The organism is Halorubrum sp. Atlit-26R (assembly GCF_003666015.1).
In the GTDB taxonomy this organism is placed as follows: Archaea; Halobacteriota; Halobacteria; order Halobacteriales; family Haloferacaceae; genus Halorubrum.
The window spans coordinates 26,906-43,341 of the sequence record NZ_QPLT01000010.1 but is presented as its reverse complement, the minus strand read 5'-3'; the positions used below and the strand labels follow the sequence as shown (position 1 = coordinate 43,341).

The window sequence follows — 16,436 nt, the reverse complement described above, 5'->3', positions numbered from 1 at the left end:
TCGACTGTCAACGCCGGTCGCCGTCGCGGTCGACGGCCGCGCGCCCGCCCCGCACCCACGGCGTGACTTTTTCACCCGGCCAGTCGATGTCCAGCCATGAGCGATCCGTTCGTGGTCGTCGGCGCCGACGCGGCGGGGTTGAGCGCGGCCAGCAAGTTCCGGCGCGAGGCGCCCGACCGCGAGGTCGTCGTCTTCGAGAAGGGCCGCTGGATCTCGTACGCCTACTGCGGGATGCCGTACTTCATCGCGGGCTACGTCGACCGCATGTCGGACCTCCTCTCGCTGTCGCCGAGCGAGGTCGACGAGCGGGGGATCGACCTCCGACGCGAACGCGAGGTCGTCGCCGTCGACCCCGACGCGAAGCGCGTCACGGTCGAGGGGCCGGACGGGGACCGGTCCGAGCAGGCGTACGGCGACCTGCTCGTCGCGACCGGCGCGCGCGCGACCACCGGCCCCTTCGACGTGCGGGGCCTCGACGGCGCGTTCACGCTACATAACATGGACGCGGCGGCCGCCATCGACGCCTACGTCGCCGAGCCGGACGCCTACGACCCCGACCGCGCGGACGTGAGCGCGGTCGACCGCGAGCGCGTCGAGCGAAACGCGACGATGCCGGCCCCCGAGACCGTCGCGGTCGTCGGCGGCGGGTACGTCGGCGTCGAGGTCGCGGAGGCGCTCACGGAGCGCGGACTGGACGTCCACGTGTTCCACCGCTCCGGCCACCTCCTCTCGCCGTTCGGGGAGACGGTCGGGAACCGCGTCGAGGCGGCGCTCGAAGCCGAGGGCGTCACGGTTCACACGGACGCACCGGTCGAGGCGCTCGTCGGCGACGACCGGATCGAGGCGGTCGAGGTCGGGGGCGGGAGCGACGGCGACGCCGAGACGGTCCCCGTCGACATGGCGGTCGTCGGCGTCGGGATCCGGCCAAACACCGACCTGCTAGAGGGCACCGGCGTCGACCTCGGCCCGGGCGACGCGATCCGCGTCGACGACCGCGGCCGCACCAGTCTCCCGGACGTATACGCCGCGGGCGACTGCGCGACCGCGCGTCACGCGGTGACCGGCGAGCCCGACTGGCTCCCGCTCGGCCTCACCGCGAACCGCGCCGGGCGGGCCATCGGCGCGACGGTCGCGGGCGACCCGACCCCCGTCGGCGACATCGCGGGCACCGCGGCGGTGAAGGCGTTCGACGCCGAGGCCGCCCGCGTCGGAATCTTAGACCCCGAGGAGGCGGAAGCGGCCGGCTTCGACCCGGTCAGCGAGACGGTGACCGCGGGGTCCCGCTCCGGCTACTATCCCGGCGCGGCCGAGACGGACGTGACGCTCGTCGCCGACCGCGACACCGGGCGGCTCCTCGGCGGGAGCATCGTCGGGACCGACCGCGCGGCGGTCCGGATCGACACACTCGCGACCGCGATCGAGGCGGACATGACCGTCCCCGAGGTCGAGCGCTTGGACCTCGCGTACGCCCCGCCGTTCAGCCCGGTGTGGGACCCGATACTCGTCGCCGCGAAGGTGCTGAACGGGACGCTGGAGGACTGAGGCCGATCGGGAAGAGACGCTACCGCGACGCGGCGATCCGGGAGAGGAGGAAGCCGACGACCGCCGACGCGGCGCCCACCGCGACCGCGACCGCGCCGGCGAGGGCGAGCGGAGCGGTGAACGCGGCCGCGGCCGGGGCGCCAGCGGCGAACGGGAGGACGTACGGCTCCGGACCGATCCCCCGGAGCAGCGTCCCCGCGAACGGCCCGTAGGCGAGCAGGATCGCCGGGAACGCGCCGCCCTCGGTCGCGGCGAACGCGACCGCGCCGAGCGCCGTCACCGCGGCGAGGACGCCGGTAGTCTCCGGGCTCCCGACGCCGACCGCGGCCGTCGCGTCGAAGGCGACGTACGACAGCGCGAAGCCGACCGCGCTCCACACCGTCGCCCGCTCGAAGCCGGATTCGCCCAGGGCGATCCGTCGGAGCGCCGCCCGGCGTGACGCGGCAGCGTCCCCCTCGCCCCCGTCGCCGCCCGCCGCCCTCGTCGCGTCGCCGCCCGTCATTCCGGTCGCGTCGCGCCCCGCCCCTCGCGGTCGGGGGTGAGGTTGCCGTGTTCGTCGATCTCGCCCGCGACGATCCGCGTCGAGGAGATGCGCTCGCCGTCATCGGCCGCCACGTGGTCGACGACGACCAAGTCGAGCGGGTCGCGGCCGCGCTCGGCGCGGATCTCGTTGATCCGCTCGCCGCCCGCCTTCGTCTCGGGGGAGACGATCAGCGCGTCGAACTCCGGTTCGACCGCGATGCCGGTCGGCTCCGTCAGCTCGCGGATCTCGTACTCGCGCCCGTGCGCCTCGGCCCGCGGGGCCAGCTCCGCCTCCAAGTCGCGCTCGCGCCGGTCGTAGGGGCGGACGTACCGCTCGACGTGTCGGGTCTGCGGCGCCAAGTCGTCGGAGGTGAGCCCGACGGTGACGTCACCCAGCTCGAACGCCCGTTCGAACAGCTTGCGGTGGCCGTCGTGAACGGGATCGAACGTACCCCCCAGCGCGACGTTCATGCCTCTCCGTTGCGCGGGTCGAACTTAAAACGTCCCGAACCGCGGTCGGACGAGAGGAAGTCGGTGCCGGTCGGCTCAGTTCGCCCGCTCGTCGTCGTCCGCGTCGTCGCCGTCGGTGTCCTCGTCGCTCCCGTCTTCATCTCCGTCCGACGCCTCGTCGTCGCCGCCCTCGCCGTCACCGCTCTCGCCGTCCTCGCCGTCGACGGAGATCTGGACCGGCTCGGTGTCGCCGTCGGGCGACTCGCCGCCGAGCCGGCGGTCGAGGTTGAAGACGGCGTTCAGCTCCGCCTGGACGTCGCCGACGACGGTGCGGACCAGCTCGCTCGGCGCGATGGCCTCGTACTCGTAGGGGTTGTTGCCCGCGCCCTCCGCCTTCCGCTTGCCGCGCTCGACGGTGTCCTCGTCGTGGAGCTCGGCGAGCGCCTCGCGGACGGTGCTGGGGTACAGGCCCGTTCCGTCGGCGACCTCGTCGCTCGTGCTGTGGGGGTTGTCGCGGAGGTAGACGTAGATGCGCGCGCGGGTCTCCGTGTCGAGCAGCCACGCGAGCAGGTCGACGACGTTGTCGTCGAACCCCTTCACCGCCCGGTCGGCGCCCTCGCCGAGCCGCTCTTTCGTCTTCCGAAGCTCCTCGCGGGTCCGGTCCGTCGGCGACTCCTCCGGGTCGTCTCCCGGCTCGGTCGGTGAATCGTCCGTGGTCATGCCGGAAACTGGGGGCTACGCGGCCAAAAGCGTTTCTCGTCGCTTTCGTTCCGACGGAACTCCCGGGAGCGCCTCCGAGGCGTTCGATTCCGGGGTTAGGGGCTCACGAGGAGGTCCGAACGCAGCGCGTCGGCGCCCTCCTCGTCGCGGATCCGTCGCTGGCGCGCGGCGCCGCTCTCGGCCTCGTACACCTCGCGGATCCCGTCGACGCCGAGCCGGTCGCACTCCGCCTCGACGATTTCGCCGAGCGCGGTCGTCCCCTCGCCGTCGCGGTCGATGAACGCGGCGTCGTGCCCGTGGCGGATCGCGCGCCACTTGTTCTCGTCGAGCAGCTCGCGGCGCAGGGTCGGGAGCGACTCGCCGTCCTCGTACCGCTCGGCGTAGTCGACGACCAGCGCGCGGACGTACTCGGCGAGCGCGAGCGTGACCTCGGGGTCGCGCTGCGCGTCGGGCGCGCGCACCTCCACCGTACCGTGGCCGGTGTGGGGGCGCACGTCGAACCACAGCTCGCCGCGGTCGGCGATGGAGTCGGTCTCGACCATCCGGCGCTCGTACCGGCGGAACGCGTCGAAGTCGTCGAACGCGGAGGGGATCCCGGTGTTCGGGAGGTTCTCGAACACCTTCGCGCGGGCCGAGGCGAGCCCGGTGTCGAAGCCGTTCCAGAACGGTGAGTTCGCGGACAGGGCGAGCAGCACCGGGGAGTGCCACCGCAGCCGGTTCGCGACCCACACCGCCTTGTCGGCGTCGTCGACGCCGACGTGGACGTGGAGCCCCGCGGTCGTGTTCCGGTGTTGGGGGTACTGGATCCGGTCTAACTGCGCCTGATACCGGGGCTTCTGGACGTGGTCGAGCTCGCGCCACTTCGCAGCCGGGTGGAGGCCCGCGGCCGCGATCCGATACCCGTCCGCCGCCGCGTGCTCGACGAGCGCCTCGCGGACCGTCGCGAGCGCCTCGGCCGCTTCCGCCGGGTCCTCGATCGTTTCGGTCTGCGCCTCGATGGTGCACTCGAACAGCTCGTGGTCGAACCCCTCCGGCACCGCCGCTGGCGGGTCGCGGCCGTACACGAGGTCGTCGGTCCCGGACGTGGGGTAGCCCTCGGCATCGACGATGTAGAACTCCTCCTCGATGCCGAGCGTCCCCATCCGGGAGAACGCCTCCCGCGAACCGAGTTCCATTACGCCTCCGTTCCGCCCGCGCGGTCTTATAAGGATTGGAACCCGAAACGGAGCGCCGGTGTCGCGAGCGACTATTTAAATGACCCGCGCGGTCGCCTTGCTCGTTTATAAACAGCTGGCGGTCGCGGTGGCGCGTGCCTCCGAGCGGCCGACAGGCCGCGAGGAGCACGCGCGAGGGAGTCGGTCGCCGAGCGAAGCGACGGCGACCGACGAGGCTGGGGAGGCTTGAGGTGCTGTGCGGAGCGGTGCGGGGCGGGACTCAAAGGGGCAGCCGCGAGGCCGCAGTACGCTCGTTGCGCTCCTCGCTCGCTCCGCTCGCTGCGGTGCTTACGTCGCCTACTGCGGCCTCGCGGCTGGGGCTTTGGCGGTGTTCGTCGTCGATCTACTGTTATCCTTTTATAAACGAGCGGTAGCAACGCGGCCGCTCTCCGGTACAAAACTGAGTACGAAAACCGAACCGACCGAACTGTACTGCGCTTATTGAAAACGAGTCGGCGGTGAACCGTCACCGCCCGATTCCCCTCGCTCGGCTTCGCCCCCGCTTACCCGAGGACGTACCGGAGCGCCGGGAACTTCTCGACGAGCGCCTGCCCGCCGACCTCGATCCGCTCGATGTAGGCGTCGAGGCCGAGGACGCGACCCGCGCCGAACGCGGCGACCGTGAGGAACACCATCGCGTACACCAGCGTCGAGTCGAACAGCGCGAGCGCCTCGCCGCTCCACCCGCCGAGGTAGAACAGCATCATCTGCATCGCACCGCCGAGCGCGGCCAGCCGGACGAACGCGCCGGCGATGAGCGCGACGCCGATGAGCACTTGCGTGACCGGGACGACGACGTTGACGATCTCCATCAGCGCCGCGTTCGACGCCATGGCGGCGTAGATCCCGCTGACCGGACTCGCCGAGCCGACGTTCGCGAGGTAGCCCGCGGCGTCGAACGGCCACTCCGAGACCTTGCCGAGGCCCGCGAACAGGATCATCCCGCCGATGGTCGCCCGGAGCAGGACGATGAACAGCGCCGACAGCGAGTGCGCCTTCCCCAGCAGCGTGACGCCGCCGATCTCTCCGCCGAACTCGTTTGTGGTTTTGGTGGACATTGTGTCTCTCCTCACTTACGGATACGCCGGATACCCGTATAAATCGAGAAGCGAGTTCCCCCTCGGCGGGACGGATTCGGCCGGTTCCCCGCATCTGTGGGGTCTTTAAGTACTACTCCCGAACGCTATCGGTTCGCCCCGCCTACAACGCTTCGCCTACCACGCCTCGCCGCTCGCGAGATCCACGTCGCCGTCGCCCTTCTTGGAGGGGCAGACGTCGGCGAGCGCGCAGTCGGCGCAGTCGGGGTTGATCGCGGTACACGTCGCCCTCCCGTGGTCGATCATGAGGTGCGTGAACTGCTGCCAGTCGCTCTCGGGGACGATCTCCAGCAGGTCCTGCTCGATCGCCTCCGGCCGCTCCTCCTCGGTGATTCCCAGCCGGCGCGTGAGCCGCTGGACGTGCGTGTCGACGACGATGCCCTCGACGACGTCGTGGCCGTGCTGGAGGACGACGTTGGCGGTCTTCCGCCCCACGCCGGCCAAGTCCGTCAGCTCCGACATCGTGTCCGGGACCTCGCCGTCGTGCTTCTCCGCGATGTCCGCGCACGCCGAGCGGATGTACTTCGCCTTGTTGTTGTAGTAGGTGATCGAGTTGATCGCCTCCGCCATCTCCTCTTGGGGCGCGTTCGCGTACTCCTCGGGCGTCCGGTACGTCTCGAACAGGTCGGCGCACACCTTGTTCACGCGCTCGTCGGTACACTGCGCCGAGAGGATCACGGCGATCAGCAGCTCCAGCCGGTTCGAGTAGTTGAGCGAGATGGTCGAGTCGGGGTACTCCTCGTACAGGCGCTCCAGGACCTCGGCGACCTGCGCCTCGCGCGAGTCGAGTGGCGTTCCCATACGACACCCTCCGTCCGGGCGACATTGAACGATCCGACTACGGCGTTCCCCCCCGCGGCCCAACCGGACGACGGTGCCTCGACCGAGTAGTAAGACAGTTACCACGCGCCGCGTTTGAGGGGGTATGGACGTACTCGACGTCGCGGCGCGCGCGACCGAGACCGGACCGGTGTGCGACGCCTGCCTCGGCCGGCTCGTCGCCGACCGGAGCTTCGGGCTGTCGAACGCCGAGCGCGGCTCGGCGCTCCGGGTGTCGCTCGCGCTGCGCGACGACGAGGACCACGACCCGGTCGACGTCGCGGACTGCTGGGTGTGCGAGGGGCGCTGCGCCGAGTTCGACGAGTGGGCCGAGCGCGCCGCCGAGGCGGTCGAGGACGTCGAGTTCGCCACGTACAACGTCGGCACGCGCCCGCCGCCGCTGATCGAGGAGAACGAGGCGCTGCTCCGCGCCGACGTCGGCCTCGACGAGGACGCGGGCGAGCCGTTCAACTCGGAGTTCAACCGCGAGGTCGGCAAGCGGTTCGGGCGGCTCACCGACACCGAGGTCTCCTTCGACCGCCCGGACGTCCAGTTCACGATCGACTTAGCCGACGACGAGGTCGACGCGAAGGTGAACTCGACGTTCGTCTACGGCCGCTACAGAAAACTGGAGCGCGACATCCCGCAGACGGAGTGGCCCTGCCGCGAGTGTAAGGGCTCGGGGCGCCAGGGCGCGGACCCCTGCGACCACTGCGGCGGCTCCGGCTACCTCTACGACGACAGCGTCGAGGAGTACACCGCGCCGGTCGTCGAGGACGTGATGGACGGGACGGAGGCGACGTTCCACGGCGCGGGCCGCGAGGACGTCGACGCCCTCATGCTCGGCACCGGGCGTCCGTTCGTGATCGAGGTCGAGGAGCCGCGGCGGCGCCGGGTCGACACCGACCGCCTCCAGTCGGACATCAACGCGTTCGCCGACGGCGCGGTCGAGGTCGAGGGCCTCCGGCTCGCGACCTACGAGATGGTCGAGCGCGTGAAGGAACACGACGCCGCGAAGCGCTACCGCGCGCAGGTGGCCTTCGACGCCGACGTCGGCGCCGACGCGCTCGCCGACGCGGTCGAAGAACTGGAAGGCGCGACCGTCGAGCAGTACACCCCCAACCGGGTCGACCACCGCCGCGCGAGCATCACGCGCGAGCGCGACGCCTACGAAGTGACCGCCGAGCTCGACGACCCGCGCCACGCGACCGTCGAGATCCGCGGGGAAGGGGGCCTCTACATCAAGGAGCTGATTTCGAGCGACGAGGGCCGCACCGAGCCGAGCCTCGCCGGCCTGCTCGGCGTCGGCGCCGAGGTGACCGCGCTCGACGTCCTCGCGGTCGAGGGCGAGGACGAGCCGTTCGAGCGCGACGAGTTCTTCCGGGAGTAGCGCGCGCCGAGCCGAGCGATTCGGCCCGTCCGGGCGCCGTCTCGAACCGGTAACGACCCCGGAACCAACGGGATTTATCTGACGAGCGTCAGACGATCGCGTATGAACGGGAGCGACGCCGACGGCGGAGGCGCCCCGAGGCGCGGGGCCCGAGACGGCGGCGCCCGCGGCGAGTCGGGCGGTTCGACCGGCGCCGGCGCCGGCCACGCGGATTCGCCCGCTGTCGGCGACGCCGTGATCCGGCCCGCGATCGACGACGCCGGCGAGGTCCCGGCCGCCGCCGACGTGTCGCTGAAGGGCGCCGACCGCGCGGAGCGTCCCGACCGCGTCTCTTCGGTCCTCGTCGCCGTCGGCCCCGGCCCGCACTCCGGGGCGACGATCGACGTCGCGCGCGAGATCGCCGCCGCGACCGACGCGTGGCTCGAACTGTTCCACGTCGTCCCATCGGACGCGGCGCTCGCCGACGCCGGCCCCGACGAGGACGCCACCGGGACGGCCGTCACCGCGAGCGACGCGGCCGATGCCGAGGACTACGCGGCCGCCGGCGAGCGGCTCCTCGACGCGGCCGAGGAGCGTCTCGGCGGGTTCGACCGCGCGGACCGCTGGCTCGTCGAGGACCGGACCGCGGCGGGCGCGGTCGTCGAGCAGTCGGCGTACTACGACCTGGTCGTCGTCGGCGCGCCGACGACCGGGACCGTCGGTCGCTTCGTCTTCGGCTCCACCACCGACACGGTCGTCGGCGACGCCGAGGTCCCCGTCGTCGTCGTCGAGGCCGACGGGTCGACCGCGCTCGACGCGGAGTAGGCTCGGTCGCCGCTCTCCTCGCAGTACGGACGTTCTTCTCCGTTCTCGTCCGCGGTCACTGCGTGTCAGCGTTTACCGACCCGGCGACAGCGTTAAATTAGTGTACATACTTGTACATCACAACGCGGAATACTACATCGGTGGACACAATGAATCTCAACGACACGGTCGAGCGCGTGACGGACGGGACGGATCTCACCCTCGACGAGGCGCGCGAGGCCGCGCGGCTCGTCTTCGAGGAGGCGACGGAAGCCCAGATCGGGGCGCTGCTCGCCGCGCTCCGGACGAAGGGCGAGACCGAGGCCGAGATCGCCGGGTTCGCGCAGGGGATGCGGGACGCGGCGCGGACGATCGAGCCCGACCGCGAGCCGCTCGTCGACACCTGCGGGACCGGCGGCGACGACCACGACACGATCAACGTGTCGACGACCGCGGCCATCGTCGCCGCGGGCGCCGGCGTGCCGATCGCCAAGCACGGCAACTACTCGGTCTCCTCCTCGTCGGGCAGCGCGGACGTGCTGGAGGTCGCGGGCGCCGACGTCGAGGCCGAGCCCCCGGCCGTCGAGGACGCGATCGAGGAAGACGGGATCGGGTTCATGCTCGCGCCGGTGTTCCACCCGGCGATGAAGGCCGTCATCGGCCCGCGCAAGGAGCTCGGAATGCGGACGATCTTCAACGTCCTCGGCCCGCTCACCAACCCGGCGGGCGCCGACGCGCAGGTGCTCGGCGTCTACGACCCCGACCTCGTGCCCGTCATCGCGCGGTCGCTCGCGCACATGCCCGTCGAGCGCGCCTTGGTCGTCCACGGCGCCGGCATGGACGAGATCGGCATCCACGACGAGACGGTCGCCGCCGAGGTCGACGGCGAGGACGTGACGGAGTTCACGATCGCGCCCGATGACCTCGGCCTCGACTCGGCCCCGATCGACGCGGTCGCGGGCGGGACGCCGGAGGAGAACGCCGCGGACCTGCGCGGGATCGTCGACGGCTCCGTCACGGGACCGAAGCGCGACCTGATCCTGGCCAACGCGGGCGCGGCGATATACGTCGCCGGCGAGGCCGACACGCTCGCGGCGGGCGTCGAGCGCGCGGCCGACGCGATCGACTCCGGCGCGGCCGCCGAGAAGTTCGCGGCGCTGTGCGGCGACGACGAGTCGCTCGCGGCCGACTCGGGGGCGACGCCGGCGGAGGGCGCGGAGACGACCGCGGAGGACGACGACTGATGGCGCGGGTGAAGATCTGCGGGATCACCGGAGAGGCCGACCTCCGCGCCGCGGTCGACGCGGGCGCCGACGCGGTCGGCGTGATCACGGAGGTGCCGGTCGACTCGCCGCGCGAGGTCGACCCGGCGACGGCGGCGGAGCTGCTCGCGGACGTGCCCCCGTTCGTCACCGCGACGCTCGTGACGATGCCGGACTCCGCGGAGCGCGCGGTCGAGCTCGCCCGGACGGTCGCGCCCGACGCGATACAGCTCCACGGCGAGTGGACCGCGGACGAGCTCCGGTTCATCCGCGCGGAGACGGAGCGGCGCGTGCTGCTCACGGTCGACGCCGACGACCCGGCACGCGCCGAGGAGCTCGACGGCGCGGTCGACGCCTTCGTCGTCGACTCGACCGACGACTCGGGCGCCGGGGGCACCGGCGAGACGCACGACTGGCGATCGACCGCCGAGCTCGCAGAGCGGCTCACCACGCCCGTCGTGTTGGCGGGCGGGCTCACGGCCGACAACGTCGCCGAGGCGGTCCGCGTCGCCGACCCCTTCGCGGTCGACGTCGCCTCGGGCGTCGAGATCGAGGGCGGGCGGAAGGACCACAACGCGGTGGCCCGCTTCGTCGCGAACGCGGGCCGGGAGATGGAGCTGGCATGAGCGACGCGGCCCCCTCGCTCGACCGCTCGAAGGCCGAGTTCGTCGAGCTCGCCGCCGACGCGGAGAAGCCGGTCGTCGTCCGCGCGTCGGCCTCGCTCGACGCCGACGTCACCCCGCTCGGGGCGTACGCGACTCTCGTCGGCGAGGGGCCGTACGGGTTCCTCCTCGAATCCGGGGAGAAGGTCGCCTCCAGCGACCCCGACGGCGCGTTCACGTCGGGCGGGAAGGCGGACCGGCACGCCCGCTACTCGTTCGTCGGCTACGATCCGGAGGCGATCGTCTCGGTCCACCCGGACCGCACCGAGGTGACCGAGCTGGGGCCGGCGGCGGAGTTCGTCGGGGACGGATCCGAGAAAGAGATCGGCCCCGGCGCTGGCGACGCCGTCGACCGCGTCCGCGCGGCGTTCCCGGACGTGCGCCTCCGCGGCTTCCCCGACACCGACCGCCAGATCCTCTCGGGCGGGTTCGTCGGCTTCCTCGCGTACGAGGCCGTCTACGACCTCTGGTTGGAGGAGATCGGCGTCGAGCGTCCCGAGACGGAGTTCCCGGACGCCGAGTTCGCGCTCACGACCCGGACCGTCGTCTTCGACGAGCGGGAGGGCGGCGCCGAGCTCGTCTTCACCCCCGTGATCGGCGTCGACGACGACCCGGCCGCGGTCTACGACGACCTGATCGCGGAGGCCGAGCGCGTCGCGGCCGAACTGGAGGCCGCGTCGCCGCCGGACCCGGACGGGGTCCGCGTGCGCGAGGAGTCCGCCGACCCGCGCGAGGAGTACGAGGAGGCCGTTCGGACCGCGAAGCGGCACGTCCTCGACGGCGACATCTACCAGGGCGTGATCTCGCGCAGCCGCGAGCTCCGCGGCGAGGTCGACTCGCTCGGACTGTACGCGGCGCTCCGGGACGTGAACCCCTCGCCGTACATGTACGTGCTGCGCCACGACGACCGGAGCGTCGTCGGCGCGAGCCCGGAGACGCTCGTGTCCGTGAAGGGCGACCGCGTCGTCTCGAACCCGATCGCCGGCACCTGTCCGCGCGGGACCAGCCCGGTCGAGGACCGGCGGCTCGCGGGCGAGATGCTCGCCGACGGCAAGGAGCGCGCCGAGCACACGATGCTCGTCGACCTCGCGCGCAACGACGTGCGGCGCGTCTCCGAGCCGGGGTCCGTCCGCGTCGAGGAGTTCATGAACGTGCTGAAGTACAGCCACGTCCAGCACATCGAGTCGACCGTGACGGGGACGCTCGCGGCCGACGCCGACGCGTTCGACGCGACGCGCGCGACGTTCCCGGCCGGGACCCTCACCGGCGCGCCGAAGGTCCGCGCGATGGAGATCATCGACGACCTGGAGACGACGCCGCGCGAGGCGTACGGCGGCGGCGTCGGCTACTACTCGTGGACCGGCGACGCCGACTTCGCGATCGTGATCCGGACCGCGACGCTCGACGAGTCGGGCGACGAGTCGGTCGTCGGCGTGCGCGCCGGCGCGGGCCTCGTCGCGGACTCCGACCCGGCCGCGGAGTACGAGGAGACCGAACAGAAGATGGACGGCGTGTTGACCGCGATCGACCGCATCCGCGAGGACGCGGACGGCGAGGACGGAGAGCGAGAGGGCGAGGGCGACGACGAGCCCATCGCCACCGGCACGGAGGCCGAGCGATGAGGGTCGTCGTCGTCGACAACTTCGACTCGTTCACCTACAACCTCGTCGAGTACGTCTCCGACCAGACGGTCGACGGGGAGCCGGTCGCCGTCGACGTGTTCAAGAACACCGCGTCGCTCGCGGACATCGAGGAGCCGGAGCCGGACGCGGTGATCGTCAGCCCGGGCCCCGGCCATCCGAAGAACGACCGCGACGTGGGCGTGACCATGTCGGTGCTGCGCGACCTCTCCCCGTCGGTCCCGACGCTCGGCGTGTGTCTCGGCTTAGAGGCCGCCGTCCACGAGTACGGCGGGACGGTCGGGCACGCCCCGGAACCGGTCCACGGCAAGGCGTTCCCCGTCGACCACGACGGGGAGGGCGTGTTCCGCGGGCTCGATCAGGGGTTCCGCGCCGGCCGCTACCACTCGCTGGCGGCCACGGAGGTCCCCGACTCGTTCGCGGTGACGGCGACCACCGACCACGAGGGCGAGTCGATCGTGATGGGGATCCGCCACCGGGAACACCCGATCGAGGCGGTCCAGTTCCACCCGGAGAGCGTGTTGACCGGCTCGGGCCACGACCTCATTCGGAACTTCCTCACCGGAGTCTGAGGCGCCGGCGCGTCAGGCTCTCTCGCTCGTCGACTCGTCGTCGGCCGCCTCGTCCTCCTCGTCGTCCTCCGTCATCCCTTCCTCCTCCGCCTCTTCGAGACCCCGGCCGGCGAGCCCGGCGAGGTGCCCGACCTCCGGGAGGATGATCTCGTCGACGCCGAGCCGGACCGCGTTCTCGGAGCCCGGGAGACAGAACACCGGCGTGGCTGAGACGACTCCGGCGGTCGCGCGCGATCCGACGGTCCGCGTGCCCACCTCCTCGTAGGAGAGCCGGCGGAACAGCTCGCCGAACCCGGGAAGCGGCTTCGCAAGCAGTCCCCGGACCGCCTCCGGCGTGACGTCGTCCGGCGTGACGCCCGTTCCCCCAGTGGTCACGACCACGTCGGTGTCCTTCCGGCGGGCGAGCCGATCGACGGTCCCCTGGACGCTGTCGTAGTCGTCCAGAATCAGCTCGCGGACGGCGACCTCGTGGCCCGCCTCCTCGAACGCGGCCGCGACGTAGTCGCCGGCCGGGTCCTCGTCCGTGCTGCGCGAGGACGACACCGTGACCACCGCGGCCGCGACCGAGTCGACGTCGTGGTGATGGTGGTCGTCGGAGTCTGCGTCGTGGCCGTACCGGTGTCCGTCGTCGCCGTGGTCGCCGTGGTCGTCGTGGGCGCCGTGGTGTCCGCCGTCGTCGTGGGTCATGACTCCGCGTTGGTCGCCCGCGTCAAAACACCTCCCGGTCTCCCTACGGCCAGTCGTCGCGGGCCTGCTCCTCGGGCGCCTCGTCCTCCGTCTCACCGGTCGCGAGCGTCCACCCGGCCGCTTCGGCCGCGTCCTCGACGTGGAGGAACTCCCAGCCCGTCGCCTCGGCGACCGCCTCGTCCTCGTCGTCGACCCCCACGAAGACGTGGCGGTCAGTGTCGAACTGCCCGCTGATGTTCTCGAGACTCTCCTCGACGCCGCGCGGGCCGGAGAAGAAGTCCTGTCGCACGCGGTGTTTCCGCGTGAAGTTCGTGACGACGTAGGTCGGCTTCTCGCTGACGACCCCGACGTACTCGGTCCACTGCCGGGCGTTGTTGAACACCGCGTTGGGGTCCGCGAGCGCTTTCAGCGCCTCCAACTCGAACGCCAGCGTCATGTCTGTAGATCCGCCGCTGTCCATGCGATCCGCTTGCTCCCCACCGGCGAAAACAACTTCGCTTCCGGGCAGCCGCGCCCGCGCCCGCCCACCGCCGCGCGACTGCGGCTCCTGACGCGACCGCCCTCACCGCGACCGAACCAGGTAGTAGTCGGTGAACTTCACCACGTCGCCGTCGGCGAGGTCGCCGGTCTCCGGCGCCGTCCACGGCACGTCCGCCAGCTCTCGGACGATCCCCTGCTCGTCGTCGTCCAGCTCGTCGTAGTGGCGAACCCGCGCGTCCGCCGGAACGCGGCCGGTGCGTCGGAGCCGCAGCCGTCGCCCGGTGTCTCTGAGTGACATATGCTACCGTATGCCACGATTAATCATAAGCGTTTCGCGGCGGGCGCCGCTCCGGTTCGGCTCGCTCGCCCCGCGAACGCGACGGCGGCGGTTCAGTCGTCGGCGCGGGGGAAGGTGAGCGTCACCACGGTGCCCCGGGGCTCCGCCTCCGCGACCGCCGCGGAGCCGCCCGACTGCTGGACGACCCAGTAGACGAGCCACAGCCCGAGACCGCTGCCGTGGTACAGCGCGTCGACCGCAGTCCCGTCGACGAGGACGTCTCGGTTCATGCCGGTCAGCCCCGGCCCGTCGTCCTCGACGCGGACCTCGACCGCGTCGGGGTGGACTTCGACGGACACCGTCACCGTCGGTCGGTCGCGGTCGTGGTGTTCGACCGCGTTCCGGACCAGCTCGTCTATCGCCCGGGAGAGCCAGGTCGTCGCGGACGCCGTCGCGACCCCGTCGTCCGGCACCGACGCCTCGACCGTCGCGCGCGGGAACTCCTCGGCCCGCGCCGCCACCACCTGTCGGGCGACGCGACCGACGTCGACGGGTTCGGTCTCCGGCGCGTCGCTCAGTATCTCGGTGATGTGGTGGGCCTTCTCGCTCGTCTCTAAGAGGCCGTCGGCCCGCGACACGATGTACCCGGCCGCGTCCGCGGGGTCGGCGGCGCCCGCGGCGATCTGCTCCGCCCGTCCCCGGACGACCGTCAGCGCGTTCCGGAGGTTGTGCTGGAGGACACGGTCGACGACCCGAAGCTGTCGCGCGCGGTTCTCGCTGTCGGTCACGTCTCGAAGCACGCCGACGACCCCGGCGGGCTCCCCGTCGTCGGGGCTATCGAGCGGGTAGTACCGAACGTCGAACGTCCGCGTGCCCCGGGTCGGGTGCGTCCGCGTCGTCCGGTACTCTACCGACTCGCCCCGGAGCGCACGCTCCACCTGTCGCTCGACGTCCTCGTAGCCGTCCGCCGGGACGACGTCGGCGAGCGTCAGTTCCGTCACGTCGCGGTCGCCGAGCCCGTGATACTCGCGGTACTGCGGGTTCGCGAACAGGAGCCGCCCGTCGCGATCGACCGCGGCGATGAGGTCCGTCGCCCCGTTGATCGCGCGCTCGTACCGCTCCAACTCCCGTTCGCGCTCCTTCCGGTCGGTGACGTCCCGGCAGATGGCGAACGTCCCGGCCAAGTCGCCGTCGGCGTCGTAGTAGGGGTACCGCTGCGTGCTGAACGTCGCCTCCCGTTCGCTTTCCGGAAACGTCGGTGAGACCTCGTACTCGGCCATCTCCTCGGCGTCGAGCACGCCTCGCCGGCGCTCGTCGACCTCGGCCGCCGTCTCCGCGTCCATGAACGCGAACTCGTCGGTGCCGTACAGCGCCTCGCGGTCGACGCCCGCGAACTCGCTTACGGCCTCGTTCAACAGCTCGAACTCCCCGTCGCGGTTCTGGAGGAGGACGGGGTCGTCGAGCCGCTCGACGATGTCCCGGTACTGTTTCAGCTGGGCCATCGCCGCCTTCCGTGCCGTAACGTCCGTCTGGATCGCGACGAACCGCGACACCTCGCCGTCGTCGCCGAGTACGGGCGCGATCGTCTGGTGGGCGTGGTACGGCTCGTCGTCTCGCCGCCGGTCGATGATATCCTCCTCCCACACCTCGCCGTCCAGCAGGGTCGACCACAGCGAGTCGAAGTACTCGTCCGGCATCTCGCCGGAGTTGAGTATCGCCGGGGTCTCGCCGAGGACCTCCTCCGGCTCGTAGCCGGTGTGGTCGGTGAACGCCGGGTTGACGTACTCGATCGTCCCGTCGACGTCGGTGACGTAGATGGCGTGGCCGGCGTGTTCGACGAGGTTGCGGAACGTCTCCAACGTCTCCCCGCCGACTTCCTCGACGCCGTCGCGGAAGACACCGGTATACACGGCGTCGGTGTCGTCGGTCTCCGCGTCGGGGTCGCCGTCGCTTCCGCCGCCCCCGCACCCCTCTCCCGTCGAGTGTTCGTGGAACCGGACCGAGAAGGTCACGGTGTGACCGTCCGCGTGTCTGATCGGTACAGAGAAGCTCCCGCGGTCGTCGAGCCCGTCGACCTGTGCGAACCGCTCGCGGACCGATCGGACGCGCCCGTCCGCGGCCTCCGAGGCGACGAGGGACGCGAGGTCGCGGCCGCGAAGGGCGGCCGGATCGTACCCGAGAACCGCCTCGGTGGCGGGGTTCGCGTAGACGATCGTCCCCGCCAGATCGACGGAGACGATCGGATCGGAACACCCCTCGACGAAGGACGCGAAAAAGCCGTCTGGAGGCCGTGACGATCCGGGTGACATACAACGGAGA

At 71.5% G+C, this 16,436-nt stretch carries 18 protein-coding genes; 8 read left to right on the top strand and 10 right to left on the bottom strand.

Features of this window, described 5'->3' with window-relative positions; genetic code table 11:
- Nucleotides 1-96: 96 nt before the first annotated feature.
- Nucleotides 97-1,542, top strand: a complete 1,446-nt coding sequence (locus tag DVK07_RS12045; RefSeq protein ID WP_121597297.1) for an FAD-dependent oxidoreductase — start codon at nucleotides 97-99, stop codon at nucleotides 1,540-1,542.
- Between the two features lie 19 nt (nucleotides 1,543-1,561).
- Here the strand turns inward: DVK07_RS12045 and DVK07_RS12040 are convergent, their stop codons facing one another.
- From DVK07_RS12040 to DVK07_RS12025, 4 genes are all read right to left on the bottom strand, one after another.
- Nucleotides 1,562-2,044, bottom strand: coding sequence for a hypothetical protein (locus tag DVK07_RS12040; protein ID WP_121597296.1), 483 nt, complete (start codon nucleotides 2,042-2,044; stop codon nucleotides 1,562-1,564).
- Nucleotides 2,041-2,535, bottom strand: a complete 495-nt coding sequence (locus DVK07_RS12035) for a phosphopantetheine adenylyltransferase (RefSeq protein WP_121597295.1) — start codon at nucleotides 2,533-2,535, stop codon at nucleotides 2,041-2,043. Before DVK07_RS12035 ends, DVK07_RS12040 begins: the two co-directional genes overlap by 4 nt.
- A 75-nt stretch (nucleotides 2,536-2,610) precedes the next feature.
- Complete coding sequence (locus DVK07_RS12030) at nucleotides 2,611-3,234, bottom strand: winged helix-turn-helix domain-containing protein (protein ID WP_121597294.1); 624 nt, start codon at nucleotides 3,232-3,234, stop codon at nucleotides 2,611-2,613.
- Between the two features lie 95 nt (nucleotides 3,235-3,329).
- Complete coding sequence (locus DVK07_RS12025; RefSeq protein ID WP_121597293.1) at nucleotides 3,330-4,409, bottom strand: glutamate--cysteine ligase; 1,080 nt, start codon at nucleotides 4,407-4,409, stop codon at nucleotides 3,330-3,332.
- A 79-nt stretch (nucleotides 4,410-4,488) separates the two neighbouring features.
- On the opposite strand from DVK07_RS12025, the gene DVK07_RS22670 reads away from it, so the two are divergent.
- Nucleotides 4,489-4,638, top strand: coding sequence for a hypothetical protein (locus DVK07_RS22670; protein WP_158603151.1), 150 nt, complete (start codon nucleotides 4,489-4,491; stop codon nucleotides 4,636-4,638).
- A 313-nt stretch (nucleotides 4,639-4,951) separates the two neighbouring features.
- Here the strand turns inward: DVK07_RS22670 and DVK07_RS12020 are convergent, their stop codons facing one another.
- The gene (locus DVK07_RS12020) at nucleotides 4,952-5,506 is read right to left on the bottom strand and encodes a DoxX family membrane protein (RefSeq protein ID WP_121597292.1); all 555 of its coding nucleotides are present in this window, start codon (nucleotides 5,504-5,506) and stop codon (nucleotides 4,952-4,954) included.
- Between the two features lie 156 nt (nucleotides 5,507-5,662).
- On the bottom strand, nucleotides 5,663-6,346 hold the full coding sequence (gene nth, locus DVK07_RS12015; RefSeq protein ID WP_121597291.1) for an endonuclease III: 684 nt from the start codon (nucleotides 6,344-6,346) through the stop codon (nucleotides 5,663-5,665).
- Between the two features lie 124 nt (nucleotides 6,347-6,470).
- Between nth and DVK07_RS12010 the strand changes: the two genes are divergently transcribed.
- From DVK07_RS12010 to trpG, 6 genes are all read left to right on the top strand, one after another.
- Complete coding sequence (locus tag DVK07_RS12010; RefSeq protein WP_121597290.1) at nucleotides 6,471-7,754, top strand: tRNA pseudouridine(54/55) synthase Pus10; 1,284 nt, start codon at nucleotides 6,471-6,473, stop codon at nucleotides 7,752-7,754.
- Nucleotides 7,755-7,856: 102 nt separating this feature from the next.
- Nucleotides 7,857-8,558, top strand: coding sequence for a universal stress protein (locus tag DVK07_RS12005; protein ID WP_121597289.1), 702 nt, complete (start codon nucleotides 7,857-7,859; stop codon nucleotides 8,556-8,558).
- Nucleotides 8,559-8,707: 149 nt separating this feature from the next.
- A complete protein-coding gene (trpD, locus tag DVK07_RS12000) occupies nucleotides 8,708-9,781 on the top strand; it encodes an anthranilate phosphoribosyltransferase (RefSeq protein WP_121597288.1) in 1,074 nt (357 codons plus the stop codon).
- Nucleotides 9,781-10,425: a phosphoribosylanthranilate isomerase gene (locus tag DVK07_RS11995; protein WP_121597287.1), complete on the top strand. Its 645-nt coding sequence runs from the start codon at nucleotides 9,781-9,783 to the stop codon at nucleotides 10,423-10,425. Before trpD ends, DVK07_RS11995 begins: the two co-directional genes overlap by 1 nt.
- Nucleotides 10,422-12,083 (top strand): anthranilate synthase component I, encoded by a 1,662-nt coding sequence (gene trpE, locus DVK07_RS11990; RefSeq protein ID WP_121597286.1) that lies wholly within the window; start codon nucleotides 10,422-10,424, stop codon nucleotides 12,081-12,083. The genes DVK07_RS11995 and trpE overlap by 4 nt, the downstream gene beginning before the upstream one ends.
- Nucleotides 12,080-12,673, top strand: coding sequence for an anthranilate synthase component II (trpG, locus tag DVK07_RS11985; RefSeq protein ID WP_121597285.1), 594 nt, complete (start codon nucleotides 12,080-12,082; stop codon nucleotides 12,671-12,673). The genes trpE and trpG overlap by 4 nt, the downstream gene beginning before the upstream one ends.
- 12 nt (nucleotides 12,674-12,685) lie before the next feature.
- On the opposite strand, the gene DVK07_RS11980 is transcribed toward trpG, so the two are convergent.
- From DVK07_RS11980 to DVK07_RS11965, 4 genes are all read right to left on the bottom strand, one after another.
- Nucleotides 12,686-13,360 (bottom strand): molybdenum cofactor biosynthesis protein B, encoded by a 675-nt coding sequence (locus DVK07_RS11980; RefSeq protein WP_121597284.1) that lies wholly within the window; start codon nucleotides 13,358-13,360, stop codon nucleotides 12,686-12,688.
- A gap of 43 nt (nucleotides 13,361-13,403) precedes the next feature.
- A complete protein-coding gene (locus DVK07_RS11975) occupies nucleotides 13,404-13,820 on the bottom strand; it encodes a hypothetical protein (RefSeq protein WP_121597283.1) in 417 nt (138 codons plus the stop codon).
- A gap of 102 nt (nucleotides 13,821-13,922) precedes the next feature.
- Nucleotides 13,923-14,138, bottom strand: a complete 216-nt coding sequence (locus DVK07_RS11970) for a hypothetical protein (RefSeq protein WP_121597282.1) — start codon at nucleotides 14,136-14,138, stop codon at nucleotides 13,923-13,925.
- Between the two features lie 92 nt (nucleotides 14,139-14,230).
- Entirely contained in the window at nucleotides 14,231-16,426 is a 2,196-nt protein-coding gene (locus DVK07_RS11965) for a PAS domain S-box protein (protein WP_121597281.1), read from the bottom strand.
- Between the last annotated feature and the right edge of the window lie 10 nt (nucleotides 16,427-16,436).